Below are 26,086 nucleotides of genomic sequence, written 5' to 3'. Positions count from 1 at the left end.
CTGAGGCTTGAACCCGGACCGCAGCAGTGACTGCTGCCCCCGCGTCGGCCCTGGCCGGCAACCCTCATTTCAGTCGGTTTCTTCTACCCTGCCCGGGGCGAGTACCGCCAAAGGAAGTCAACTTGAGCGATATCCTGTCCCGCCGCCTGGCCCTGCTCGGCGCTGATCCCTCCCTCCTGACCGAATGCCTGCACGGCATCGAGCGCGAGACCCTGCGGGTGGACGCCCGTGGCGACCTGTCCCGACGTCCCCATCCCCAGGCGCTGGGCTCGGCCCTGACCCACCCGCAGATCACCACGGACTATTCCGAGGCGCTGCTGGAATTCATTACCCCCACCGGCACCCGCACACCCGAGGTGCTGGACGCGCTGGATCGGGTGCACCGGGCCGCGGTCGCCGAACTCGATGGCGAGCGCCTCTGGAGCGGTTCCATGCCCTGCGCGCTGCCGGCCGAGGACGAGATCCCCATCGCCGACTATGGCAGCTCCAACATCGGCCGGCTCAAGCACGTCTATCGCCGCGGCCTGGCCCTGCGCTACAGCCGTACCATGCAGTGCATCGCCGGCATCCACTACAACTTCTCGCTGCCGGAAGCGGCCTGGGAACTGCTGCGCCAGCAGGAGGGTGACGCCCGCGATGCCCGCGACTACCAGTCGGCTCGCTACATCGCCCTGATCCGCAATTTCCGCCGCTACAGCTGGCTGCTGATGTACCTGTTCGGCGCCTCGCCAGCGCTGGACGCGGGCTTCCTGCGTGGCCGGCCGCATCTGTTGCAGACCCTCGACGAGCGGACCCTGTACCTGCCCCATGCCACCAGCCTGCGCATGAGCGACCTGGGCTACCAGAGCAACGCCCAGGCCAGCCTGACGCCGGACTACAACGACCTGACCACCTACACCGAGAGTCTGAGACGCGCGGTGGGCACGCCCTACCCGCCCTACGCGGAGATCGGTACCCACCAGAACGGCGAGTGGGTGCAGCTCAACACCAACATCCTGCAGATCGAGAACGAGTATTACGCCACCATCCGCCCGAAGCGCGTCACCCGCAGCGGCGAGCGGCCGGTGCAGGCGCTGATGGCCCGTGGCGTGCAGTACATCGAGGTGCGCTGCCTGGACATCGATCCCTTCCTGCCGCTGGGCATCGATACCACCACCGCGCTGTTCCTCGACGCCTTCCTGCTCTATTGCGCCCTGGAAGGCAGCCCGCCACTCAACGGCGAGTGTCGCGAATGCACCGACAACTTCGCCAGCGTGGTGCGTGAAGGCCGCAAGCCCGGTCTGCGTCTGCAGCGCCATGGCGCCTCGGTGACCATGATCGACTGGGCGGCGGAGATGCTCGACCAGATCGAACGCTGCGCCGAGACCCTGGACGCCAGCCTGGGCGGCGATGCCCATCGCCGGGCGGTGGCGGTACAGCGGCAGAAGGTCGCCGACGTCCGCCTCACGCCTTCGGCGCGGGTGCTGCAGGAGTTGCGCGAACGCGGCGAGAGCTTTGCCGAATTCGGCCTGCGCCAGAGCGAGGCCCATGCGGCCTATTTCGCCAGCCATCCGCTGAACGAAGGCGAGCGCGAGGGCTATGCACAGATGGCGCGCCAGTCGCTGGAGGAACAGGCGGAGATCGAGGCGGCGCCCCAGGGGGATTTCGACACCTTCGTGGCGGCCTATCAGGCGAGTATTCTGGCGACGATCGGGGTGTAGGCAGGTAGGTTGGGTTGAGCGAGAGCGAAGCCCAACATTGCAGTGCCAAGTGCCGAAGAGCTTATTGGTGCCCTAGCTGATTGTCGTGCTTTGCTGATGGCTCTTGTTTCGCCCCCTCGGGCGACTCACTTTTTTCAGTCGCGGCTGCGCGCCTCGGACAAAAGTAAGCAAAAACGCTTGCCCCGGCCATCCGGCCCTACGCTGCGCTCCGGGTGACTCGCGTTGCTCGCCCTGCGGGCCAGCCTGCGGCTGTTACTTCGCTACGCTACGTTTCGCTCACGCCAGCGCCGTTCCGGGGTCGGCCTACACGGGCCGTCCATGGCCCGTTAGGCCTCTCGCCGCATCCATGCGGCTCGACCCACTCCACGACACTGGCGCTCGCCCTGCTGAACGGGGCGATTCGCCAGCCTGGAGGTTTTGGATGAAAAACCCTGAACAGCCTGTAGCTCGTAGCTCGTAGCCCGTAGCCCGTAGCCCGTAGCCCGTAGCCCGTAGCCCGTAGCCCGTAGCCCGTAGCCCGTAGCGTGGACAACGGCGAAGCCTTGTCCACTGATAACTGCGGTGCCTACCAGTGGAAAACGCTGCGCGGTTTTCCACGCTACGTCTCCAAACGCCAGCGGACGAATCGATGGTTGATGAGGGCGCCTTCCGGTATCGATGCAGGAAGGGCCGGCTCCACCTTGGAGCGGTTTCGATTGGGGCTGGCGCTATCACGGCCCATGGCCGCGATGATGAGGAGCTTGGTAGCGTTGGGCTTCGACGATGCAGCCGTCTCAGCCCAACCTACGAGCGCGCCCTTACAAGCCCTTCTCGAAGATCTTCGAGTTGCGCTGGAAGTTGTACAGCGACGCCCGGGCCGCGGGGAGGCGTTCCACGCCGCTCGGCTCGAAGCCGCGTTCGCGGAACCAGTGGGCGGTCTTGGTGGTGAGCACGAACAGGGTGCCGAGGCCACGCTCGCGGGCGCGTTGCTCGATGCGCGCCAGCAGGGCGTCGCCGCGGCCGCCGTGGCGGTAGTCGGGATTGACCGCCAGGCAGGCCAGCTCGCCCGCCGCCGAATCGGCGATGGGATAGAGCGCCGCGCAGGCGATGATCAGGCCTTCGCGTTCGACGATGCTGAACTGCTCGATCTCGCGCTCCAGCACCTCACGGGAACGCCGCACCAGGATGCCCTGCTCTTCCAACGGGCGGATCAGCTCCATCAGGCCGCCGACGTCGGCGATGGTCGCCTCGCGCAGGGTCTCGAAGGGTTCCTGGGCCACCAGGGTGCCGCTGCCGGCCCGGGTGAAGAGTTCGGTGAGCAGGGCGCCGTCTTCGGCGTAGCCGACGATGTGGCAGCGCCGCACACCGCCGCGGGTGGCCTGGGCGGCGGCGTCGAGCAGCTCGGCCTGGTAGGAGCTGCCCAGGCGCGCCAGATGGGTGGGGATCTGCTGCGGGCCGATCTCGCGGATCAGGGCGCCGTGTTCGTCCAGCAGGCCCGGTTCGGCACCGTAGAGCACCAGCTTGTCGGCGCCCAAGTCGATGGCGGCGCGCATGGCGACGTCTTCGCAAGCCAGGTTGAAGGTCTCGCCGGTGGGGGAATAGCCCAGGGGCGAGAGCAGCACGATGGTGCGCTCGTCGAGCAGCCGGCCGATGCCACGGCGGTCGATGCGGCGGACTTCGCCAGTGTGGTGGAAGTCGACGCCGTCCTGCACCCCGACCGGGCGCGCGGTGACCAGGTTGCCGCTGGCGACCCGCAGCCGCGAGCCCTGCATGGGCGAGGCGGCCATGTCCATGGACAGGCGCGCCTCGATGGCGCTGCGCAGGCTGCCGACGGCATCGATCACCGCTTCCAGCGTCGGGCCGTCGGTGATGCGCAGGTCGTTGTAGAAGCGCGGTTCGATGCCGCGGGCGGCCAGGCGCGATTCGATCTGCGGACGGGAGCCGTGCACCAGCACCAGGCGCACGCCCAGGCTGTGCAGCAGCACCAGGTCGTGGACGATGTTGCCGAAGTTGGGGTGGGCGACGCCATCACCGGGCAGCATGACGACGAAGGTGGCGTCGCGGTGGGCGTTGATATAGGGCGAGGCGTGGCGGAGCCAGTTGACGTAATCGTGCATCGAGACGAAGACCCTTGGTGGATAGGCGGGAGGGTGAACGAGGGCAGGCAGGGCGTTCAGCGTCGTCGCAGCACGGGGGTTCCTCGACAGGGAGCGGATGGGCAGGCAGCGTCAGTAGACCGTCCGGAGTTTACAAAAAGTCACGCCGGGCGCGCGGATCTGTTCATCGGACGGCCGCGGCCTCGCCCAGGCAGTAGTGGCCGATCAGCTGCTGCAGCAGCCTGACGGTGGGCGCGATCCGCGCCAGCGCCAGGTGTTCCTCGGGCTGGTGCGCGCAGCTGATGTCGCCGGGACCGAGGACCAGCACCTCCTGGGTGATCGCCTGCAGATAGGGTGCCTCGGTGGCGAAGGCCACGGCGTCGGCGGTGTGGCCGGTCAAGCGCTCGGCCAGGCGCACCAGCTCGGCCTCGGCCGGCTGCTCGAAGGGCGGCACGGCGGGAAACAGCGGCTGGTAGTCGATCCGCACCCCGAAGCGTTCGGCAACCGGCAGCAGCCGTCCGCGGATGGCCTGGCGCAGGGCTTCGGGCTGCATGCCCGGCAGCGGGCGCAGGTCGAACTCCAGGGCGCACTGGCCGCAGATGCGATTAGGGTTGTCGCCGCCATGGATGCAGCCCAGGTTGAGGGTCGGCTGGGGCACCAGGAACAGTGGATTGCGGTATTCGCGCTGCCACTGGGCGCGCAGGTCGAGCAGCTCGCCCATCACCGCCTGCATGGCCTCCAGGGCGCTGTGGCCCAGACTCGGATCGGAGGAATGGCCGCTCTGCCCGAGGATGTCGATGCGCTCCATGAGGATGCCCTTGTGCAGGCGGATCGGCCGCAGTCCGGTCGGCTCGCCGATCACCGCGGCGCGGCCCAGGGGGCGGCCGGCGTCGGCCAGTACCCGGGCACCGTCCATGGAGGATTCCTCGTCGCAGGTGGCGAGCACGATCAGCGGCTGGCGCAACTGGCGCGGATCCAGTTCGCGCACCGCTTCGAGGATCAGCGCGAAGAAGCCCTTCATGTCGCAACTGCCCAGGCCGTACCAGCGATCGTCGGCTTCGCGCAGACGCAGGGGATCGGCCTGCCAGAGCGCCGCGTCATAGGGCACGGTATCGGTATGGCCGGCCAGCACCAGACCACCCGGCCCGCTGCCCAGGGTGGCGATCAGGTTGAACTTGCCCGGGGTCACCTCCTGGGTCTCGCAGGCGAAGCCCAGGGCGCCGAACCAGTCGCTCAGGCGGGCGATGACGCCGGCGTTGGACTGGTCCAGCGCCGGCTGGGTGCAGCTCACCGAGCTTTCGGCGATGAGGGTCGAGAACAGAGCTTTCAGCGCGGGCAGGGTCATGCGGGGTCTCCTGGTCACGCCTCCATCATGGCGCCATCCGCTGCGCGATGAAACCTTCATGCGCCAGGGGGGCGGGACGGGCTAAACTAGCGCCCACGTTCTCGCCGTCCGTTGTCATGACGCGCTCGGCACGGAGCCGGACCGTTCTCTTCCGGCGCCAGGATCCTCCAATGGCCAAAGAAACCGAAATCAAGCTGCGCGCCAGTGCGGCCACCCTCGACGCCCTGCGCGCTCATCCGTTGTTGAAGAAGCGCTGCAAGGAGGGCTGGCAGCGCCACGAACTCTCCAACTGCTATTACGACACCGACACCCGCGACCTGGCCCATGCCAAGGTCGCCCTGCGCGTGCGGCGCGATGGCGAGCGCTTCATCCAGACGCTCAAGAGCCGTGGCCAGAGCCTGGCCGGGCTGTCCGAGCGCAACGAATGGGAATGGCCGCTGGCCGATGCCACCCTCGACACCGCGCTGTTCGACGACAGCTGCTGGCCGGCGGAGCTGGCCGACCTGGACCTGCGCCGCCTGCAGCCGGTGTTCGACACCGACTTCGTCCGCGACGCCGCGGAAATCGCCTGGGGCCGGGGCAAGGCCCGGACCATCATCGAGGTCGCCCTCGACCAGGGCGAGGTGCGTGCCGGCGACCAGCGCGAGGCCATCGCCGAGGTCGAGCTGGAATTGCGCCAGGGTGAACCGGCCGCGCTGCTGGAACTGGCCGAGCAGCTGGCCGCCGAATTCCCGCTGATGCCCTGCGACATCAGCAAGGCCGAGCGCGGCTATCGCCTGCACGATGCCTCGAGCTATACCCTCTATCTGTCCGCGCCGGAACTGGACGCCGAGACGCCGCTGGACGAGGCCGTCGCCCGCCTCGGCTGGCACCTGCTGGCCGGCAGCCAACGCCTGGCCGAACAGTATCGCTGGAACGGCCACTGGCGCCTACTGGTGGACTGGGTGCACCAGCTGATCGACCTGCGCGCCCTGCTCGGCAGTCTCGGCCAGGCCGCCCCGCGGGCCACCAGCCGCGACCTGCGCCAGGCCCTCGACGAGTTGCTCGCCGACTGGCGACCGCTGGCCGCCATCGGCCAGGACGACGAGGAGGCCCGCCGCCAGGCACCGCAGCGCTTCGCCGCCGAACTGGAACAGCCGCGCTGGGGCCTGTTCTCCCTGCGCGCCGCACGCTGGCTGCATGAGCGCGCCTGGATCCAGGGTCGCACCGGCCGTGGCGAACGCCAGGGCGTGACGCCCCTCGGCCAATGGCTGCCGCGCTTCCTGGCCCAGGAAGCGGCCGAGTTGCCGCTGCTGCGCGCCATCACCGAACCCGAGCTGATCCAGCAGCAGCTGCCGCGGCTGGAGCGGATGCAGGTCTGGCTGCACCTGGCGCGTGGCGCCCTGGACCTGCCCGAAGCCGATCGGCTGTATGGCGAGCTGGGCAAGCTGGCGCCGCTGAGCGCCCACGGCGATCTCGCCGGGGTCGCCGAACAGGCGCGCCTGGTCTATGGCCTGGCGCCCTGGAAAGCCTTGGCCTGAGCCGCCGGACGGCGGGAACGCCTGGCGCATCCGGCCGTCCATCCTGATGGCACAAGGCCGCGAGCGATTCCTTAATACAAAATCGCTATGCTGGAGGAGGCGACCAACCTGGCGGGTACGGCAGGCGGGTCGCCCCCGGTCAGACGCCGGGTGTCACCCCGGTGCGACCACCTTTCCAAGGAGTCCAGATGTCCGCCATAGCTTCCCCTTCCGCTGATCGTTGGCTCGACCTGGGCGACATCCTGCGCGAGCTGGTCAGCCAGCAGCGGATCGATCAGCAGACCGCCGAGCAGTGTCTGCTCCTGCGCCGTGGCTCGGCCAATCCGCAGCAGCATCCGCTGGAATTCCTCGCGGCGCAGAGCGTGGACGACCTCAGCCGCCCGGGGCGCAAGCTGGATCTGGACAGCCTCACCCGCTGGCTCGCCGAGTATTCGGGTCAGCCCTTCTACCGCATCGATCCGCTCAAGGTGGACGTGGCCTCGGTCACCCCGCTGATGTCCTACGCCTTCGCCCAGCGCAACAAGATCCTCGCCGTGGCGGTGAGTCCGGACGAGGTGACGGTGGCCAGCGCCCAGCCCTTCGTGCACAGCTGGGAGAGCAACCTCACCCATGTGCTGCAGCGGCCGATCAAGCGCGTGGTGGCCAGCCCCGCGGACATCACCCGCTACACCCAGGAATTCTTTCGCCTGGCCCGCTCGGTCACCGGTGCCTCGGCGGTGGAGCAGAAGACCAGCGGCGTCGGCAACTTCGAGCAGCTGGTCAATCTCGGCGCCGCCGATGGCGAGCCGGATGCCAACGATGCCCACATCGTCAATATCGTCGACTGGCTGTTCCAGTACGCCTTCCAGCAGCGCGCCAGTGATATCCACGTCGAGCCGCGCCGCGAACAGGGTGCGGTGCGCTTTCGCATCGACGGGGTGCTGCACACCGTCTACCAGTTCCCCGCACAGGTCACCCTGGCGGTGGTCAGCCGGATCAAGAACCTCGGCCGCATGAACGTCGCCGAGAAACGCAAGCCCCAGGACGGCCGGATCAAGACGCGCATGGCCGGCGAGAAGGAAGTCGAACTGCGCCTGTCGACCATGCCCACCGCCTTCGGCGAAAAGCTGGTGATGCGGATCTTCGACCCGGACGTGCTGCTCAAGAGCTTCGACCAGCTCGGTTTCTCCGCCGACGACCTGCGCCGCTGGGCCGGCATGACCGGGCAGCCCAACGGCATCATCCTGGTCACCGGCCCCACCGGTTCGGGCAAGACCACCACGCTGTACACCACCCTCAAGCAGCTGGCCACGCCCGAGGTGAACGTCTGCACCATCGAAGACCCCATCGAGATGGTGGAAGACGCCTTCAACCAGATGCAGGTGCAGCACAACATCGAGGTGACCTTCGCCAGCGGCGTCAGGGCGCTGATGCGGCAGGACCCGGACATCATCATGATCGGCGAGATCCGCGACCTGGAAACCGCCGAGATGGCCATCCAGGCGGCGCTGACCGGGCACCTGGTGCTTTCCACCCTGCACACCAACGACGCCCCCAGCTCGGTGAGCCGGCTGATCGAACTGGGCGTGCCCTACTACCTGATCCGCGCCACGGTGCTGGGCGTCATGGCCCAGCGGCTGGTGCGCACCCTCTGCCCGGCCTGCAAGACGCCCACCGAGCTGGACCCGGCCGCCTGGCAGGAGCTGACCAAGCCCTGGAACGCGCCGCTGCCGACCGGCGCCATGCAGCCGGTAGGTTGTCCGGAATGTCGCGACACCGGCTATCGCGGTCGTGCCGGGGTATACGAAATCCTCACCCTCTCCGATAGTCTGCGCGAACTGGTGACGGCGGATACCGACATCACCGCGCTGCGGCGGCAGGCGTTCAAGGAAGGCATGCGCAGCCTGCGCCTGTCCGGCGCGCAAAAGATCGCCGCCGGCTTCACCACCGTGGAAGAAGTCTTGCGCGTCACGCCCCAGAGCGAACGTTAAGGCCCCAGCAGCCCGCGAGCGGAACAAGGATAGCAGCCGTGCAGACAACCGTCGTGAACCCTGCCGTGGGTGCCGAGGACGCCGAGCAGCGACGCCGTCGCCAGGAGGTCCTGGCGGCCTATGGCCTGCTCGACGGCCAGCCGGAGCCGGCGCTCGACGACCTGGTGGAGCTGGCCGCCACCCTCTGCGAAACCCCCATCGCCGCGGTCAACCTGCTGGGCGAACAGCAGCAGCTGTTCATCGCCGAACGCGGCCTGGGTGTGGCGGAAATCCCCCTGGCCCTATCCTTCTGCCAGTACCTGCACGCTGCCCGGGAAGCGCGGCAGATCGAAGACCTGAGCCAGGACCCGCGCTTCATCGACAACCCCCTGGTAAGGGATCCGGCCGGACTGAGATTCTATGCCGGGGCCCCGCTGCGGACGGCCGAAGGCGTCTTTCTCGGCACGCTCTGCGTGCTCGACTGGCAACCTCGCGAACTGAGCGCCGCGCGCCTGACCGGCCTCGAACGCCTGGCGCGCCAGGTGCTGCGCCTGCTCGAGGCCCGGCTGCAGGCGGCGGCGCCGGCGCGGCACAGCACCCTCGACGAAACCCACTATCGCGCCCTGATGGACGTCAATCCGCAGATCATCTGGTTCGCGCGGCCCGATGGCAGCTTCGAATACGCCAATCGCTACTGGTACGAATACAGCGGCCTGAGTCCGGCCAACGTGGTCGCTGATCCCGATCTCTGGACCGATGCCATCCATCCCCAGCAGCGTCCGCAGCTGTTGCGGCGCTGGCGCGAGGTGCGCGAGCAGAGAGTCGCCGGCAGCCTCGAATTGCAGCTGCGCGACGCCGAGGGCCACTACCGCTGGTTCGAAACCCGCACCATGCCCTTCACCAACGCCAGCGGCGAGATCGAGCACTGGGTCGGCGTGGCCCAAGACATCGACAGCCGCAAGCGGGCGGAAACGGCGCTGCGGGAGAGCGAGGCCTTTGCCCATCTGCTCCTCGAATCGACCCACGAAGGCTTTTGCGCCCTGGATCGCGAAGGGCGCGCCACCCTCTGCAACCGCGCCTTCCGGCAGATGCTCGGGCTGCCCGAGGAACGCGATATCCTCGGCGAGCGCCTGGACACCCGCCTCAGCTCCGCCCGCAGCGAGGATGGCGCCCGGGCCCTGCAGCGCGCTGCCAGCGAAGGCGCCACCCTGCACCTGTCCGCCGACGCCCTGCTGCGCGAGGACGGCAGTCTGCTGCCAGTGGAATGGCGCGCCCAGCCGCTCTGGCGCGACGGCGAGGTCCAGGGTGCCATCTGCACCTTCGTCGATCTCAGCGAACGCATCCGCAGCCATGATCGCCAGCGCTTTCTGCTCGAGCTGGGCGACCTGCTGCATGGCGTGACCCACACCGGCGAAGTCGCCTCGGTGCTGGGCGACAGCCTCGGCCATCTGCTGGCCGTGCAGCGCATCGGCTATGCCCGGGTCGGTCGCGACGGCAGCCTGACCATCGACAGCGACTGGCTCGAACAGGGGCGAACCCATCGTCTCAACCTGCCCAGCCTGGGTCACTGGCACACCTCGGCGGTGCAGGAATTGCGCCGCGGCATCATCGTCAGCGTGGAAGACAGCGCCCAGGACAGCCGCCTGGGCGAGATGCGCGCCCAACTGGTGGACCATGGCGTACGCGCCGGCCTGGTGGTGCCGCTGCTGGCCGAGGAACAGCTGGTCGGTCTGCTGTTCCTCTATGCCGATACGCCGCGTCACTGGACCATCGGCGACGTGGCCCTGGTGCGCGAGGTGGCCGAGCGCATCCGCATCGTCATCGAACGCACCGCCGCGGCCGACGCCCTGCGCCTGGCCGAGCAGCGCATCGCCCTGGCCATGGACGTCGCCGACCTCGGTGTCTGGGACTATGACATCGACCGCGACCTGATCAGCTGGGATACCCGCCTCGCCCATCTGGTCGGAGCGGGCGAGCGTCGTTGCACGATGCGCGGCGCGGCCCTGCTGCACGCCCTGCATCCGGCCGATGCGCCCCGGGTACGCGCCTATGTGACGGCCGCCATCCAGGGCGGTGGCAATGCCTATGACCTGCGGCTGACCTTTCGGGTACGAGGTTCGCGCCAGGGCGAGCCGGTATGGCTGAGCATCCGCGGGCGTGAACGCCTGGAGCCCGGTGGGCGCCGACGACTGGTGGGTATCGCGCGCGACATCACCCGCGAACGCCACGACGCCGATCGCATCAGCGAGACCAATCGCCAGTTGCGGCGGCAGATCGAGGAGCGCCGCGAAGCCGAGGCCCGCCAGCATGCCCTGATCGAACTGGGCGATCGCCTGCGCGAAGGCGATCCGGAAAGCGCCGGGGTCACCGCCGCCCTGGAACTGGTCGGTACGCGGCTGGGCCTGCGCCGGGTCGGCTATGCCCGTCTGGACGAGAGCAGCGGCGCCTTCTTCCCGCAGCAGCTGTGGACGCCCAACGGCAGCTTCGACCAGGCCCTGGCCTATCCGCTGCTCGCCTCCGACCACCTGGGCAACCAAGACGGCGCAGCGCCCCTGGTCATCGACGATGTCAGCCAGGATCCGCGCGCCCAGGCCAATGCCCAGCGCCTGCTCGATCTGGAGATCGCGGCGCTGGTCGACATCCCGCTCTACGAGGATGGCCGCCTGCGCGCGCTGTTCGTCGCCCATGACCAGCGCGCCCGGCTGTGGACGGATGGTGAGGTGCAATTCCTGCGCGACGTCACCGACCGGCTCTGGTCGGCCATCTGCCGGCAGCGCTCCCAGGACGCCCAGCGCGAGAGCGAGGGCCGCTTCCGCCTCATGGCCGACAGTGCTCCGGTGCTGATCTGGGCCTGCGATGCCGACGGCCAGCTGCAATTCGTCAACCAGCGCTTCGCCAGCGAATTCGATCTGCACGACGCCGATCTGCACGACCAGGGCTGGAGCGCCCTGCTCCCGGACAGCGAATGTCCGGCCTTCGAAGGTGCCTTCAAGCAGGCCGTCGCCACCCACAGCGCCCTGCGCGCCGAGGTGCGGGTGCGCAATGCGCAGGGCGAATGGCGCTGGCTGCGCCTGGAAGGCACCCCGCGCCTGGAGCTCGATGGCGAATTCCACGGTCTGGTGGGCTGTGGTGTGGACGTTACCGAGGCGCGGCAGACCACCGACCAGCTGGAACAGCGCATCGCCGAGCGGACCCAGGAACTGGGGCGCAGCCACGCTCGGCTGATCGCCGAAATCTACGAGCGTGAGCGCACCGAGGAAGCCCTGCGGCAGTCGCAGAAGATGGAAGCCATCGGCCAGCTCACCGGCGGCATCGCTCATGACTTCAACAACATGCTCACCGGCATCGTCGGCGCCCTCGACCTGATCCGCCTGCGCATCGCCAACGGCCGCACCCAGGACCTGGACCGCTACATCAATGCCGCGGTCAATTCGGCCGACCGCGCCGCCGCCCTCACCCATCGCCTGCTGGCCTTCGCCCGCCGCCAGACCCTGGATCCGCAGCCGGTGGACGTGCACCAGCTGGTCGCTTCGCTGCAGGATCTGCTGGTGCGCACCGTGGGCGAAAACGTCGCCCTGCGCCTGGATCTCGCACCGGTCGCCTGGCTCGCCCACAGCGATACCCACCAGCTGGAAAACGCCCTGCTCAACCTGGTCATCAATGGTCGCGACGCCATGCCCGCCGGCGGCGAGCTGTGCATCGCCACCGCCAACCTCAGCCTGGACGCCGAGGCGGCCGCGCGCGAATCCCTGACTCCGGGCGACTATGTCCGGCTGAGCGTGGCCGACACCGGTACCGGCATGCCACCGGAGGTCAAGGCCAAGGCCTTCGAGCCTTTCTTCACCACCAAGCCGGCCGGCCAGGGCACGGGGCTCGGCCTGTCGATGATCTACGGCTTCGTCAAGCAATCCGGCGGCACCGCGCGCATCGATACCGAACAGGGCCAGGGCACCACCATCAGTCTCTATCTGCCGCGCCACCCCGAGGTGGCGGCGGCCAGCACCGATCAGCCAACACTCAAGGTCGCGCCCCGCGCCGAAGCCGGCCAGACCGTGCTGGTGGTGGAAGACGAATACGCCGTGCGCATGATCGTCTTGGAGGTGCTCGCCGAACTGGGCTATACCGCTCTGGAGGCCAGCGATGCCGACGGCGCCCTGCCGATCATCGAGAGCGATCAGCGCCTGGACCTGCTCATCAGCGATGTCGGCCTGCCCGGCATGAACGGTCGCCAGCTCGCCGAGATCGCCCGTGGCCGGCGGCCCGAGCTCAAGGTGCTGTTCATCACCGGCTATGCCAAGAACGCCAAGGTGCGCGGCGAATTCCTCGGCGAGAACATGGACATGCTGATCAAGCCGTTCGACATCGATGCCCTGGCCGAACGCATCCACAGCATGATCCAGCGCTAGGCTGATGCAGAGTTCTGGAACTCAGCGGACGTCTGAGCTCTCTATAGGAGACCTCAAGAAGGAGATCTCATCCATGCGCCTGAAGAAGCTTGCTCTGGTTTCCCTGATCGGTCTGCCGCTGCTGGCCGCGACCACCGCCGCCAATGCGGACGCGCGGTTCTGGCGGCATGCCGCGACCCTGGGGGCGACCTCCGGCTCGTTCTATACCACCAGCCGTGACGACCACAAGATCGTCGCCGCCACCCAGGACGACGCCAGCTCCTACCTGGCCAGCAATGGCCAGATCCGCGGCCCGTACCTGGAAGCCGCGCTGCGCGACATGCGCGCCGCCGAGCCGGGCCTGCAGGCCAGCGACAACGACCTCGCCATGCGTATCCTGACCCAGTAAGGGCCAGGCAAAAAAGAACCCCGCGCGGCTTGGCCGGCGGGGTTCTTTTTTGCCTGGAATCCGGGCGGCGAAAGATGCCTCAGCTTTCGCTGGCCGCGCGATAACCCTCGGCGTCGAGCAACCTGTCCAGCTCGGCCGCATCCTGCGGCTTGAGCTTGAAGAACCAGGCGCCATAGGGCTCGCCATTGACCTGCTCGGGCGCGTCGGCCAGCGCCTCGTTGACGGCGATCACCTCGCCGCCCACCGGGGCATAGATGTCCGAGGCCGCCTTGACCGACTCCACCACCCCGGCCTGGTCACCGGCGGCGAGGGTCTTGCCGACTTCCGGCAGTTCGATGAAGACCACATCGCCCAGGGCTTCCTGGGCGTGGTCGGAAATGCCGACGGTCACGCTACCGTCGGCTTCCAGGCGGGCCCATTCGTGGCTGGCGGCATAACGCAGGTCGGCGGGAATCTGGCTCATGAGAGGTCCTCGGGGCTGGCACGGTTAAAAGGCAAGGGTAGCCTGCCGACCCCGGGGACCGCCATCGCCGGCCGGGCTTAATTGGGGCCGATGCTCGCGCAACTGCGGTTGTCGACGTACTTCTTCAGGGTGGCCCACTGGGGTCGATCCACACCGTTGATGGGTTCCACCGCCAGATTGTAGTTGCCCCAGCCCGGACCGGCGGCCCAGTAGCTGGCCGGAATGCAGTGCTGCTTGAGATAGGCCAGCATGTTGTCCATGGCCACCAGCCAGCGCGGATCATCGTCCGGCACGCCGAACTCACCGATGTAGCCCTGCTTGCCATTCTTCTTCAGCCAGTCGACGAAGGGCTTGACGCGATTCACCCCGACCATGGGGTCGAAGCCGCTCATGTCCTTGCTGGCGTACTGGCCGCCGCCGTCATTGTCGAAGTAGACGTGGGCGGAAAAGATCAGCTTGTTGGCCGGGTCCTTGAGCGCCAACAGGGGGTCGTTCCACTGCGGCCAGCGGGCGGCGCTGGACCAGCCGTTGCCCTCGACGATGATGGGATGGACGCTGTCCACGGTGCGGATGCCGTTGATGCCGTGCTGGGCGGCGGTCGGCCAGAAGGCCACGGCGTCGTGGGGCTCGTTCATGATGTCGTAGCCAAAGAGCGCCGGATGCTTGCCGAAGCGAAAGGCCAGGCGATAGGTCACGTCCCAGTAGTTGAAATAGCTGACCTTGCCGGCGCCGATGACCTCGCCGCGATAGCGCGCATAGTTGTGCAGGTCGAGGATCACCTTGACGCCGTATTTCTGGGCATAGTTGAGCGTCTGGGTGACCAGGGCGCCATAGTCCGGATCCAGCGTGGCATTCAGCCTGGGCTGGATGCGCTCCCAGATGATCGGAAAGCGCACCAGCTTGATGCCCTTGGCGCTCCAGTCCTTGAAGTGCTGTTCGCTGGGGAAGATGTAGTTGCGGTTGTTGAGACCGGGCAGCACCTGGCTGGCGAAGCCGGCACCGGAAAAGTTGAGGCCGACCAGCTCGACCGCCTGGACCGAACCTAGCAAGGCGCTGCTCAGGGCCAGGGTACCGGCCAGCCGCAGGGAAAACTGGCGCAAGCGCCGGGTAAGGGATTGCATGACTGCACCTGTGAAAGAGAAAGACTCCCCGCCCCCGCAAGCTAGCGGGTTCTGGCGTAGGCGAGCTCAGGCGACCGCGTCCGGTTGCGGCGCCACTGGGTGCGACTTCGTCGTCATTGTTGGGGCAGCTATCGGCGTCCCAGCCGCCAGCTTTAGAGATTTTTTCCTGCAAAAACAGCCGGTTACGCATTAATTCGCGTCAGATAGCCGCCACTTTTCCATAGGCGCCAGCGCAGTCAGGCTAACGCCTTGAATCGACACGACTTTCTGTATCCGTAAAAGGACGCGTGAGGAGCCGCAGCACGCAAAAAGACCGATAGACCAAAAGGAGTCATTTCCAAAACCGCTCGGAACGAGCCTGCCTGTTGTGCTCCAGAACCGGGCCCGGAACGTTCCCCGGACGCCGCGCTCTATCCTGCGAGCCCTTCGCGAGAGCCCCGCCATGTCCCTGAGCGCGCCCCATCCCTTGCGTACCCTGGCCCTGACCTTGGCCGTCGTGATCCTGGTCGGCTGCGGCGAGACCGCGCGGCTGCAGCGTGAAGCCGGGTATGGCCCGACCCCCACCTTGCCGGAGCCCCACAAGACCCTGCTGCCGACCATCAACGTGGCGCCGGCGATCGGTTGGCCCGAGGGCGGCAAGCCCATTGCCGCGCCCGGCACCCAGGTCCAGGCCTTCGCCCGCGGCCTGGATCATCCGCGCTGGCTCTATGTGCTGCCCAATGGCGATGTGCTGGTGGCGGAAAGCAATGCGCCCGGGCGTGATGATTTTCCCGGCATCAAGAACTGGATCGCCGGCCTGTTCATGAAGAAGGCCGGCGCCGGGGTACCCAGCGCCGACCGCATCACCCTGCTGCGCGATGCCGACGGCGATGGCGTCGCCGAGACCCGCATGGTCTTCGCCGAGCAGCTGCATTCGCCCTTCGGCATGGCGCTGGTGGGCGAGGACTTCTATGTCGCCAACGCCGACGCCCTGGTGCGCTTCACCTACCGCCCCGGAGCGACTCACCTGGAAGGTCCGCCGGTGACGGTCACCGACCTGCCGGCCGGCATCAATCACCACTGGACCAAGAACGTCATCGCCAGTCGCGACGGCAGGAAGCTCTATCTCACCGTGGGCTCCAACAGCAACGTCGGCGAAAACGGTCTGGACATCGAGCAAGGCCGCGCCGCCATCTGGGAGCTGGACCGCGCCAGTGGCCAGAAGCGCCTGTTCGCCACCGGCCTGCGCAATCCCAATGGCCTGGACTGGGAGCCCACCACCGGCAAGCTGTGGACGGTGGTCAACGAGCGCGACGAGATCGGCAGCGACCTGGTGCCTGACTACGCCACCTCGGTGCAGGATGGCGGCTTCTATGGCTGGCCCTACAGCTACTGGGGCAAGACCGTGGACAGCCGGGTGCAGCCGCCCCGTCCGGATCTGGTGGCCAGGGCGCTGACCCCCGACTATGCCCTGGGCACCCATACGGCCTCCCTGGGCCTCGCCTTCGCCAGCGCCGACAGCCAGTTGCCGACGGCTTTCCGCCAGGGGCTGTTCGTCGGCCAGCACGGTTCCTGGAATCGTGATCCCAAGAGCGGCTACAAGGTCATCTTCGTGCCCTTCCAGGACGGCAAGCCCAGCGGCCTGCCGCGGGACCTGCTGACCGGTTTCCTCAATGGCAAGGAGGAAGCCCAGGGGCGGCCGGTCGGGGTGGTCAACGATGGTCGTGGCGGCCTGCTGGTGGCCGACGACGTCGGCAATACCCTCTGGCGGGTCAGCGCCCAGCGCCCCTGAGCGTTGTTAATCCGCCCTTAAGCGCCTTGGCCTAGGCTGGAGGCTGACCATCCCGGAGGTGGTCACCGCTCTTGCCGAGGCCGGCCCGGAGCGGTACAACCGCTCAACCGCCTGGGAAAATCCGATGAGAATACTGCTGGCCGAAGACGACATGCTGCTGGGCGACGGCATCCGCGCCGGTCTGGCGCTGGAAGGCGATACCGTCGACTGGGTGACCGATGGCCAGGCCGCCCAGGCAGCGCTGGAAACCGATCCCTTCGATCTGGTGGTGCTCGACATCGGCCTGCCCCGCCGTTCGGGACTCGAGGTCCTGGCCGCCCTGCGCAAGCGCGGCGACGCCACCCCGGTGCTGATCCTCACCGCCCGCGACAAGGTCACCGACCGGGTCACCGGCCTGGACACCGGCGCCGACGACTACCTGACCAAGCCCTTCGATCTGGACGAACTGCTCGCCCGGGTGCGCGCCCTTACCCGGCGCAGTGCCGGCCGGGCGCTGCCGCAACTGGAACACAACGACCTGCGGGTCGATCCGGCCACCCACCGGGTGACCCTGGCCGGTCAGCCGGTCGAACTGGCACCGCGCGAATACGCCCTGCTGCGCCTGCTGCTGGAAAACATGGGCAAGGTGCTCTCGCGCAATCGCCTGGAACAGGCGCTCTATGGCTGGGACGGCGACGTCGAGAGCAATGCCATCGAGGTCCATATCCATCACCTCAGGCGCAAGCTCGGCACCAGCCTGATCCGCACCGTGCGCGGCATCGGCTACGGCATCGACCAGCCCGAGCGGCCGGCTCCATGATCGACGGCCCGGCCGTCTCGCTGCGGCGGCGTCTGCTGACGCTGCTGCTGTGTGGCATCTTCGCCTGCTGGCTGATCGCTGCGCTGGTGACCTACCAGCTGGTGCTGCGCCAGGTGAATCGCCTGGCGGATGAAGACATGCTCGACTTCGGCTCGGCCGCCCTGCACCTGGCCACCCTGAGCGAGGGGGGCGACCACAGCCTGCCGCCCGCGGCGCGCGCCCTGGAACGCAGCCGCACGGCCATCGCCGACCTGCCGCTGTTCAAGCGCCGCAACGCCCTGGGCTATCTGCTGCAGGCCGGTGACCAGCGCCTCGGCACCCCCGCGCCGCCCGCCGGCCTGGCCGACCAGCCACCCGGCTTCAGCAGTCTGCTGGCCGAGGGGCAGCACTGGCGCGTGCTGCGCCTGAGCAGCGGCGACGGGCGCATCTGGATCTACGAGAACCTGGCCGATCGCCGCGGCGCCACCAACCTGCTGCTGCTCGGCTCGCTGTTTCCCCTGGCGCTGGCCCTGCCGGTGCTGGCCGCACTCATCTGGTTCGGCGTCACTCGCGGTCTCGACCCCCTGCGCCAGCTGGCGGCGCAGATCAAGCAGCGTTCCGCCCAGCGCCTGGAGCCCCTGGCGCTGAATCAGGTTCCCCTGGAAGCCGCGGTCCTGGTCGAGGAGATCAACGCCCTGCTGCAGCGCCTGGACGGCGCCCTGGAAGCCGAGCGGCGCCTGACCAGCGACGCCGCCCACGAGATCCGCACGCCCCTCGCCAGCTTGCTGACCCACACCCAGGTCGCCCTGAGGTCCAGCGATCCCCAGGCCCACGCCCGCGGCCTGGTGCAGGTGCGCCGCAGCGCCGAACGCATCAGCCAGCTGATGGAGCAGATCCTGCTCCTGGCCCGCCTGGACAGTGGTGCCCTGCAGGAGCAGTTCGTCCCGGTCCATCTCGGCCGGCTGGCGGCGGATACCCTGTCGGAACTCGCGCCCCTGGCCATCGAGAAGAACATCGACCTGGTGCTGGAGGATCAGGAGGTCAAGTTGTCCGGCATTCCCACCTGGCTGAGCGTGCTGCTCACCAACCTGGTGGGCAACGCCATCCGCTACACCCCCAGCGGGGGCCAGGTGCTGGTGCGGGTCGTCGAGGACGTGCCCGGCCGGGTACGCATCAATGTCTGCGACAGTGGCCCCGGAGTCAGTCCGGAAGAGCGGGCGGTGATCTTTACCCGTTTCTACCGCAGCGAGAGTGCCGGCCAGAACGTCGGCAGCGGCCTGGGCCTGCCCATCGTCAAACGTATCGTCGAAATCCATGGCGGCAACCTGCACCTGGGCGAAGGCCTGCAAGGACGCGGGCTGGGGGTGTACGTCGAGCTGCCCGGCCTGGCCTGATCCGGCCAGCTACGACCAAGGCCATCTTTTATCCGGGCCGGCCTAGGGCTTACAGTGCAGGGATTCGCCACAAGCGAATGCAGTCCTGCATTCTGGAGAGCCCGGCCCATGTCCATGATCCTGTACCACACTCCCGCCTCGCCCTTCGGTCGCAAAGTCGTGGTGATGCTCCACGAGACGGACCTGATCGAGCAGGTGGAAGTGGAAATCGTCCAGCAGACGCCGCTCAATCCCAATCGCGATGTTCTCGATACCAATCCGGCTGGCAAGATTCCCGCCCTGCGCCTGGCCGATGGCACCTGCCTGCACGACAGTCGCGTCATTCTCGATTACCTGGACACCCTGCACGAGCGCACCCCGCTGATCCCGCGCCAGGGTCCGGAGCGCTGGCGCCGCCTGACCCTGGCTTCGCTGTGCGATGCCATGATGGAAGCCGCGGTGCAGATCCGCTACGAGAGCTTCATGCGCCCGCCGGGCATGCAGTGGAAGCTCTGGCTGGACAACCAGCAGGAGAAGATCGCCCGGGCGCTGGACTACTTCGAGCGCGAGGCGATCGCCGAGCTGGACGGCGAATTCGACGTGGCCTGCCTGGGCATGGCCTGCCTGCTGGGCTATCTGGACTTCCGCATCCCCACCTTCGCCTGGCGCAGCGACTGCCCGCGCATCGCCGCCTGGTACGCCCGTACCGGCGAGCGCCCCTCGCTGCAGACGACCCGCCCCTGAGCCGGCGCTAGGCCTGCTGCCAGAGCCGCTCCAGGTTGCGAAAACCCCACTCCTCCGGATCCTCCCGCCGCACGATGCGCTCATCGGCGGGTGGCCGGGCGAGATCCAGCAGCCGCTGCGGCAGCGGGGTACGCGAGCGGGCGGAAAAGAACACCCGCACCTGCGGGGTCAGCAGGCTGTCCGGGTGCTGCTCGACCACCACCGCCAGCTGCTCGTTGCTCAGCCGGACCAGGGAACCGATCGGATAGATGCCCAGCGTCTTGACGAAGGCCTGGAACACCCGCGGATCGAAATGCCCCTTCCACTCCGCCATGCGCCGGATCGCTTCGGCGGGACTCCAGGCGGTCTTGTAGGGCCGGGTCGAGGAGATGGCGTCGTAGACGTCGCAGACCGCGGCGATGCGCGACAGCAGACTGATCTGCGTACCGGCCAGGCCATGGGGATAGCCGCTGCCATCGAATTTCTCATGATGGTGCAGGCAGACGTCGATGACCTCCGCGGTCGCACCCCACTGCTGCAGCAGGGCGACGCCCTCCGCGGGATGCCGCTGCATCACGGCGAATTCCGCCTCGGTCAGCTTGCCCGGCTTGTTGAGCACCTCGAGCGGGGTGCGCATCTTGCCCACGTCATGCAGCAGGCCGGCCTGGCCAGCCAGTTGCACCTGGTCCGCCGGCAGCTCCATCTGCCGTGCCACCGCCGTCATGAGGGCACAGACCGACACCGAATGGATATAGGTATACTCGTCGGCCGTGCGCAGCCGCGTCAGGCTGATCAGCGCAGTGGGATGCCGCAGCACCGACGCCGAGATCTGCTCGACCACGGTCGCCACCTCGCTCAGCTCGATGGCCTGGCCCAGGCGCACGTCCTGGAACAGCCGCGCCACTTCCTGCTTGGCGTGGGCGCTCACGGCGGAAGCCTGGGCCATTTCCTGCGGACAGCTCAGGGCGGCGCCTGGCGCGGTGCCGACAACCGGGACCGGAGCGGCGACTGGGGGCACCTCGGGAGCAATGGCCGGCGCGGCGACGGGCTCGGAGAGCAGCACCGGATCCACTGCGGGCGGGCACTCCGCTGGCGGCGGGCAATCCAGCCCCTTGGCGATATCGATCCACACCGCGGTCACGGCGCTGTCCTGGATCTTCTGCAGGTCGCGCGGTTCCTGGAGCAGGAACCGCGCCTTCCAGAACGGATGGTCGATCCAGCTGCCTTCGAATCTGTGGATGTACATGCCGAGGCAGACCTCGGCACTGGTAACCTTCTTGAGCATGGCGTTCACTTCGCAGCTGATCGGCAGCAGCCATCCAGAGCAGATGATCGCAAAATGCTATGTCACGCCAAAGACTATCGCCCCAAGTTCTAGACGAGAGAATCCATGCACCTCCTGACCGGTATCACCGTCTCTGCGCTGCTCCTGCTGAACACCCTGGTCATGATCGGTCCGCTGCTGGCCTTCGCCCTGATCAAGCTGCTGCCCATCGTTGCGCTGCGCGACCTCTGCTCCCGGGTGGTCACCGCCATCGCCGAGACCTGGGCCGAGATCAACAAGGTCATCTTCGCTCGGCTCACCCCTACCGTCTGGGACATCCGCGGCACCGAGACGCTCAACCGCGACAGCTCCTACCTGGTCATCTGCAACCACCAGTCCTGGGTCGACATCCCCGCGCTCATCGAGACCTTCAACGGCAAGGTGCCCTACTTCAAGTTCTTCCTGAAGAAGGAGCTCATCTGGGTGCCCTTCCTGGGGCTTGCCTGGTGGGGCCTGGATTACCCCTTCATGAAGAGATACACCCGCGCCCAACTGGCCCGCCGCCCGGAACTCAAGGGCGCGGACCTGGCCATCACCCGCCGCGCCTGCGAGAAATTCCGCCGCCAGCCAGTGACCATCGTCAATTACCTGGAAGGCACGCGCTTCACCGCCGCCAAGCATGCCGAGCAGCACTCGCCCTATCGCCACCTGCTCAAGCCCAAGGCCGGCGGCATGGCCTTCGTCCTCGCCGCCATGGGCGAGCAGCTGGACACCCTGCTGGATGTCACCCTGGTCTATCCGGACGGTCGCGTGCCCGGCTTCTGGGACCTGCTCTGCGGACGCGTCAAACGCGTTATCATCGATATTCGCGCGCGACCTCTGGATCCGGCGCGCTGGGCGGGTGACTACAGCGAAGATGCGGAATTTCGCGCAGGCTTCCAGCAGTGGGTCAGCACGCTCTGGGCAGAGAAGGACCAGCGGATCGAGGCGCTGCTAGATTCCCGCTCGCGCTGATCGAGCGGGGCACCCTGCCGCGTGCAGACAGTCAGAGAGCGGGTAGTCGGCTGTCTCGACAAGGATCTCCCATGCCCACCCCGACGCTGGATACCACCACGACCCGCTGGCTTCCCTGGCTGATCGCCGTCGCCTTCTTCATGCAGTCGCTGGACGCGACCATCGTCAACACCGCCCTGCCGCGCATGGCCGCCGACCTCGGCGAGAATCCGCTGCGCATGCAGGGGGTGGTGATCGCCTACCTGCTCACCGTCGCGCTGCTGATTCCGGCCTCCGGCTGGATCTCCGATCGCTTCGGCAGTCGCCGCGTCTTCTTCACCGCCATCGCCCTCTTCACCTTTGGCTCGCTGCTCTGCGCCCTGGCGCCCAGCCTCAACCTGCTGATCGCCGCCCGGGTGATCCAGGGACTCGGGGGTTCGCTGATGCTGCCGGTGGGGCGCCTGGTGATCCTGCGCGTCTATCCGCGCAGCGAGCTGGTGCGCATCCTCAGCTTCATCACCATTCCCGGCCTGATCGGTCCCCTGGCGGGCCCGGCACTAGGCGGCTGGCTGGTGGAAGCCGTGTCCTGGCACTGGATTTTCCTGATCAACCTGCCGGTGGGCATCCTCGGCTGCCTGGCCACCCGCCGCCTGCTGCCGGATCTGCGCAGCCCCCTCCCGCAACGCTTCGACGGCCTGGGCTTCCTGCTCTTCGGCACCTCCATGATCCTCATCAGCGTCGCCCTGGAAGGCCTCGGCGAAATGCACCTGCCCCATGTGCGGGTGGTGCTGCTGCTGATGGGCGGCATGGCCTGCATGGTCGCCTACTGGTTGCGCGCCCTGCACCACGACCAGCCGCTGTTCTCCGCCGCGCTGTTTCGCATCCGCAGCTTCGCGGTGGGCATCTTCGGCAATCTCTTCGCCCGCCTCGGCAGTGGCGCCCTGCCCTTTCTCATCCCGCTGCTGTTCCAGGTGGGCCTCGGCTATTCGCCGACCCAGGCCGGGCTGCTGATGATGCCCCTGGCGCTATCGGCGATGCTGGCCAAGCCCATCGCCGGCCCGCTGATCGGGCGGCTCGGCTATCGGCGCCTGCTGGTGGGCAACACCCTGCTGCTGGGGTGCCTGATCGCCAGTCTCGCCCTGATCGGTCCCGGCACGCCCTTCGTCTGGCTGCTCATCCACCTGGGTATCCTCGGCGCGGTGAACTCCATGCAGTTCACCGCCATGAACACCATCACCCTCATTGATCTGCACGACCAGCAGGCAGCCAGCGGCAACAGCCTGCTGTCGGTGGTGATGCAACTGGCCATGAGCTTTGGCGTCGCCTGCGCCGCCGCCCTGCTGGGCGGTTTCCAGGACGACTATGGCGACACCGAGGTGCTGTCCGCCTTTCGCGCGACCTTTCTCAGCGTCGGCGCCCTGTCGATGCTGGCGGCGGCGATCTTCCTGCAGGCCTCGCGCGAGACCGGCCGGCGGGTCAAGCCGCTGGCGGCCGAGCCGGAAAAGAGCGCGCAGAACGTGGAGTGAGGCGGCCGGCCACGCCGGTCCAATCGGCAGAAACGAAAAACCCCGGCCTGGCCGGGGTTTTTCGTGAGCTTCGGGCGCTGTCAGGTGTCAGACGACCTGTACACGCTCTGCCTGCATGCCCTTCTGGCCTTGCACGACTTCGAAGCTGACCTTCTGACCTTCAGCCAGGGTCTTGAAACCAGTGCCTTCGATGGCGCGGAAGTGCACGAACACGTCCGGACCGCTCTCGGGAGTGATGAAGCCATAGCCTTTGGTTTCGTTGAACCACTTGACGGTACCGTTCTGACGATTCGACATGACGGGTGTTGCTCCTTGGAAGCACGAGTTTGTTATTGACACTGGCTGGCGCGGTAATGCGTTGCATTGACCAGACGCCCGGTACTGAGTTGCAAGGAGTAACAAGAATCGAGCAGCAAGGGGTGGACGAAGAGCCTACCGCCTCAGGTCACGATCGACGGCGACCCAAGCAAACACAGTTCTCGAACTCTACGCCATATTTTTCTGGAAAGCGATTACCCTCCGGAGGGCGAAATCCTTTTTGACAAGGGCTGTTTTGTCACCTCGCGCAAGGTACTGTCGAGCTGGTTTTCGACCACCCGGACAGCCCGGCAAAACCGCAGCCAGACTGCTTCGCCGCAGTCTGGCGTAGCTCTCGAAAGGCCTCGGGCCCGTTGCTCCGCCCTGAAATCCCCCTGCAAGGAATACCGATGAACGTCACCCCTGTGGAACTGCTGATCAGCGATTGCGATGGCGTGCTGGTCGACAGTGAAATCCTCGCCGAACGGGTCGTCCTCGACGGCCTGGCCGCCCATGCACCGCGCGCTGAACTCGAGGCCCTGCTGCACGGCACCTTCGGCCTGACCACCCGGGATATCTTCGCCCTGGTCGAACAGCGCTTCGGCATCACCCTGCCGCCGGCACTGTTCAGCGACCTGCGCGCCCAGGCGGAAACGCTGATCGCCACCAGCGTCGAGCCCATTCCCGGGGTGAAGCGGGCCCTGGAGAGCATCGATCTGCCGCTGGCGGTCGCCTCCAACAGCCTCAGGCACAGCGTCGAATCCTCGGTCCGCCGGGCCGATCTGGTGGCGCGGGTAGCGGGCCACATCTTCAGCGCCGACATGGTCGCCCAGCCCAAGCCGGCACCCGATGTCTATCTGCTCGCGGCCAGGACCCTGGGCGTCGCGCCAGAGCGCTGCCTGGTGATCGAAGACAGCGCCACCGGCGTGCGTGCGGCCCTGGCCGCCGGCATGCGCGTCATCGGCTTCACCGGCGCCAGCCATATTCCGCCGAGCCACGGCGAGACCCTTAGCGCCCTGGGCGTCACCGCCCTGATCGCCCACATGGACGAATTGCCCGCGACCGTCGCCCGCCTCCGCGCCGCCGCCAACGGCGGGCAATGAAAAAGGGGCCCTCAGGGCCCCTTCGCTTTCCGCGTCAGCGGAATCAGGACAGGACCGCCCCTACCGCCTTGGGCAGTGCCACCGGTGCCAGATCGGCCGTTGCGTTCCAGGTCGCCTCGCTCAGCTGGGTTTCCAGCAGCTGGCGATGGATCGCCTCACGGTGCTGTTGCAGGACGATGTCCAGGGCGCGGCTGGGCGTCAGTTCGACGTCGTCGAAGGTGACGATCTGACCCGGCTCCATGGCCCGCTTCAGCACGCTGTGCTTGAGCAGGCCGATCGGCAGGTGATCCGGGCACTCGGCGATCTTCACCGCTTCGCCGCGCACGCTGTAGCCACCGATGCCGCGCTCGATGATGTCGCCAGCCGCCATGGGTTTCTTCATGATGGCGGCCACGCTCAGGGTCGGCGTGGTGGAGTTGTTGAGCAGGATCTTGCCGCCGGCGATCACGCGACGCAGGGTCTTGCCGACTTCCAGGGAGCACAGGTGGAAGGGGCGTACCAGGACATAGTACGGACCCTTGCCCAGCTTGAAGTATTCGATGGCACCGGCCTGGTCTTCGTCATGGCGACCGACGACGAAGACGCCACCCGCGGAGTAGCCGCTCGGGATCACGTAGTCGACGATGGGCGTGCCCAGTTGCTCGGCCATCTGCGCCAGGATGTTCGCGCTGTCCTGCAGGTTGGTCGAGTTGAGGCCTTCCAGACCCTGGCGGGTGATGGTGGCGCCATAGTTGTTGCCCACCACCACCTGCTCGATCTGCACCTTGGTGCCATCGGTGAAGGAGGTGGTCTGGTCGACGCTGGTGCCCTGGCGCGCGGACCAGTAGGCCATGTCTTCCGGCGTCGGATTATGGTTTAGATAGCCCTTCATGTTGCCGTAGACCAGCGGCTTGAAGCCCATCTGCACGGCTTCTTCGTGCAGTGCCGCCAGCGAACCCGGCTGGTCGCCCTCGGCCTCGGTCAGGAAACCCTTGCCGGCCAGGTAGGAACCGGTCGTCACCTGCAGTTCGGCATTGATGGTGACCACCTTGATGCCGGCCTCGAACGCGCGCTCGATGATTTCGGTACCGTGGTAGGGGTCGCCACTGCATTCCACCAGCAGATCGCAATGATCGACGAGATCCGCCACCGACTGGGTGAGCGCCTCGGTCAGCGGATAGTCGGTAACCGTGGCGATGGGCCGGCGGGTCAGGACGCGGGTCACGGTCATGTCGTCATAGTGACGGCTGATGAGCCGGGCCAGGCAGCGCGAGATCATGCCGGTACCGACGATGCCGATACGGGTGACAGG

19 protein-coding genes are annotated in these 26,086 nt (G+C 67.4%); 12 read left to right on the top strand and 7 right to left on the bottom strand.

Annotated features, from left to right (window positions below):
* Nucleotides 1-122: 122 nt before the first annotated feature.
* Nucleotides 123-1,700 (top strand): glutamate--cysteine ligase, encoded by a 1,578-nt coding sequence (gene gshA, locus QE444_RS04615; protein WP_263259105.1) that lies wholly within the window; start codon nt 123-125, stop codon nt 1,698-1,700.
* A gap of 797 nt (nt 1,701-2,497) precedes the next feature.
* Here gshA and argA read toward each other — a convergent pair.
* Nucleotides 2,498-3,796, bottom strand: coding sequence for an amino-acid N-acetyltransferase (gene argA, locus QE444_RS04610; protein WP_133860543.1), 1,299 nt, complete (start codon nt 3,794-3,796; stop codon nt 2,498-2,500).
* A gap of 163 nt (nt 3,797-3,959) precedes the next feature.
* A complete protein-coding gene (gene argE / locus QE444_RS04605) occupies nt 3,960-5,120 on the bottom strand; it encodes an acetylornithine deacetylase (protein ID WP_309737444.1) in 1,161 nt (386 codons plus the stop codon).
* Between the two features lie 170 nt (nt 5,121-5,290).
* Between argE and QE444_RS04600 the strand changes: the two genes are divergently transcribed.
* The 4 genes from QE444_RS04600 to QE444_RS04585 all read left to right on the top strand — a co-directional run bounded on the left by QE444_RS04600 (nt 5,291) and on the right by QE444_RS04585 (nt 13,383).
* Complete coding sequence (locus QE444_RS04600; protein WP_187980946.1) at nt 5,291-6,640, top strand: inorganic triphosphatase; 1,350 nt, start codon at nt 5,291-5,293, stop codon at nt 6,638-6,640.
* Between the two features lie 188 nt (nt 6,641-6,828).
* Nucleotides 6,829-8,610, top strand: a complete 1,782-nt coding sequence (locus QE444_RS04595; protein ID WP_017639492.1) for a GspE/PulE family protein — start codon at nt 6,829-6,831, stop codon at nt 8,608-8,610.
* 38 nt (nt 8,611-8,648) lie between these two features.
* Complete coding sequence (locus tag QE444_RS04590) at nt 8,649-12,995, top strand: PAS domain S-box protein (protein WP_309737443.1); 4,347 nt, start codon at nt 8,649-8,651, stop codon at nt 12,993-12,995.
* A gap of 73 nt (nt 12,996-13,068) precedes the next feature.
* On the top strand, nt 13,069-13,383 hold the full coding sequence (locus tag QE444_RS04585; protein ID WP_017639490.1) for a DUF2388 domain-containing protein: 315 nt from the start codon (nt 13,069-13,071) through the stop codon (nt 13,381-13,383).
* Between the two features lie 79 nt (nt 13,384-13,462).
* On the opposite strand, the gene gcvH is transcribed toward QE444_RS04585, so the two are convergent.
* On the bottom strand, nt 13,463-13,846 hold the full coding sequence (gene gcvH / locus QE444_RS04580) for a glycine cleavage system protein GcvH (RefSeq protein ID WP_133860538.1): 384 nt from the start codon (nt 13,844-13,846) through the stop codon (nt 13,463-13,465).
* 77 nt (nt 13,847-13,923) lie between these two features.
* On the bottom strand, nt 13,924-14,967 hold the full coding sequence (locus QE444_RS04575; RefSeq protein WP_273861665.1) for a glycoside hydrolase family 5 protein: 1,044 nt from the start codon (nt 14,965-14,967) through the stop codon (nt 13,924-13,926).
* A 442-nt stretch (nt 14,968-15,409) separates the two neighbouring features.
* Here QE444_RS04575 and QE444_RS04570 point away from each other — a divergent pair, with 442 nt between their 5' ends.
* From QE444_RS04570 to QE444_RS04555, 4 genes are all read left to right on the top strand, one after another.
* Complete coding sequence (locus QE444_RS04570) at nt 15,410-16,738, top strand: sorbosone dehydrogenase family protein (protein WP_309737442.1); 1,329 nt, start codon at nt 15,410-15,412, stop codon at nt 16,736-16,738.
* A gap of 124 nt (nt 16,739-16,862) precedes the next feature.
* A complete protein-coding gene (locus tag QE444_RS04565; protein WP_133860536.1) occupies nt 16,863-17,537 on the top strand; it encodes a response regulator in 675 nt (224 codons plus the stop codon).
* A complete protein-coding gene (locus QE444_RS04560; protein WP_309737441.1) occupies nt 17,534-18,910 on the top strand; it encodes an ATP-binding protein in 1,377 nt (458 codons plus the stop codon). The genes QE444_RS04565 and QE444_RS04560 overlap by 4 nt, the downstream gene beginning before the upstream one ends.
* A 108-nt stretch (nt 18,911-19,018) precedes the next feature.
* Nucleotides 19,019-19,633: a glutathione S-transferase family protein gene (locus tag QE444_RS04555; protein WP_133860534.1), complete on the top strand. Its 615-nt coding sequence runs from the start codon at nt 19,019-19,021 to the stop codon at nt 19,631-19,633.
* A gap of 7 nt (nt 19,634-19,640) precedes the next feature.
* Here QE444_RS04555 and QE444_RS04550 read toward each other — a convergent pair whose 3' ends face one another.
* Entirely contained in the window at nt 19,641-20,897 is a 1,257-nt protein-coding gene (locus QE444_RS04550) for an HD-GYP domain-containing protein (RefSeq protein WP_187980941.1), read from the bottom strand.
* Nucleotides 20,898-21,002: 105 nt separating this feature from the next.
* Between QE444_RS04550 and QE444_RS04545 the strand changes: the two genes are divergently transcribed.
* The gene (locus QE444_RS04545; RefSeq protein ID WP_273861662.1) at nt 21,003-21,890 is read left to right on the top strand and encodes an acyltransferase; all 888 of its coding nucleotides are present in this window, start codon (nt 21,003-21,005) and stop codon (nt 21,888-21,890) included.
* A 71-nt stretch (nt 21,891-21,961) separates the two neighbouring features.
* The gene (gene mdtD, locus QE444_RS04540; protein ID WP_309737439.1) at nt 21,962-23,395 is read left to right on the top strand and encodes a multidrug transporter subunit MdtD; all 1,434 of its coding nucleotides are present in this window, start codon (nt 21,962-21,964) and stop codon (nt 23,393-23,395) included.
* Nucleotides 23,396-23,482: 87 nt separating this feature from the next.
* Here mdtD and QE444_RS04535 read toward each other — a convergent pair whose 3' ends face one another.
* Complete coding sequence (locus QE444_RS04535) at nt 23,483-23,692, bottom strand: cold-shock protein (protein WP_133860530.1); 210 nt, start codon at nt 23,690-23,692, stop codon at nt 23,483-23,485.
* A 410-nt stretch (nt 23,693-24,102) separates the two neighbouring features.
* On the opposite strand from QE444_RS04535, the gene QE444_RS04530 reads away from it, so the two are divergent.
* Complete coding sequence (locus QE444_RS04530) at nt 24,103-24,795, top strand: HAD family hydrolase (RefSeq protein WP_309737438.1); 693 nt, start codon at nt 24,103-24,105, stop codon at nt 24,793-24,795.
* 43 nt (nt 24,796-24,838) lie between these two features.
* On the opposite strand, the gene QE444_RS04525 is transcribed toward QE444_RS04530, so the two are convergent.
* A complete protein-coding gene (locus QE444_RS04525) occupies nt 24,839-26,053 on the bottom strand; it encodes an NAD(P)-dependent oxidoreductase (protein ID WP_178083894.1) in 1,215 nt (404 codons plus the stop codon).
* Nucleotides 26,054-26,086 lie beyond the last annotated feature (33 nt).

Origin of the sequence: Pseudomonas sp. SORGH_AS_0199 (assembly GCF_031453735.1) — a bacterium.
Lineage (GTDB): Bacteria > Pseudomonadota > Gammaproteobacteria > Pseudomonadales > Pseudomonadaceae > Chryseomonas > Chryseomonas aestiva.
Note: the sequence above shows the minus strand (reverse complement) of the source record. Positions and strands in the feature narration are given on the sequence as shown.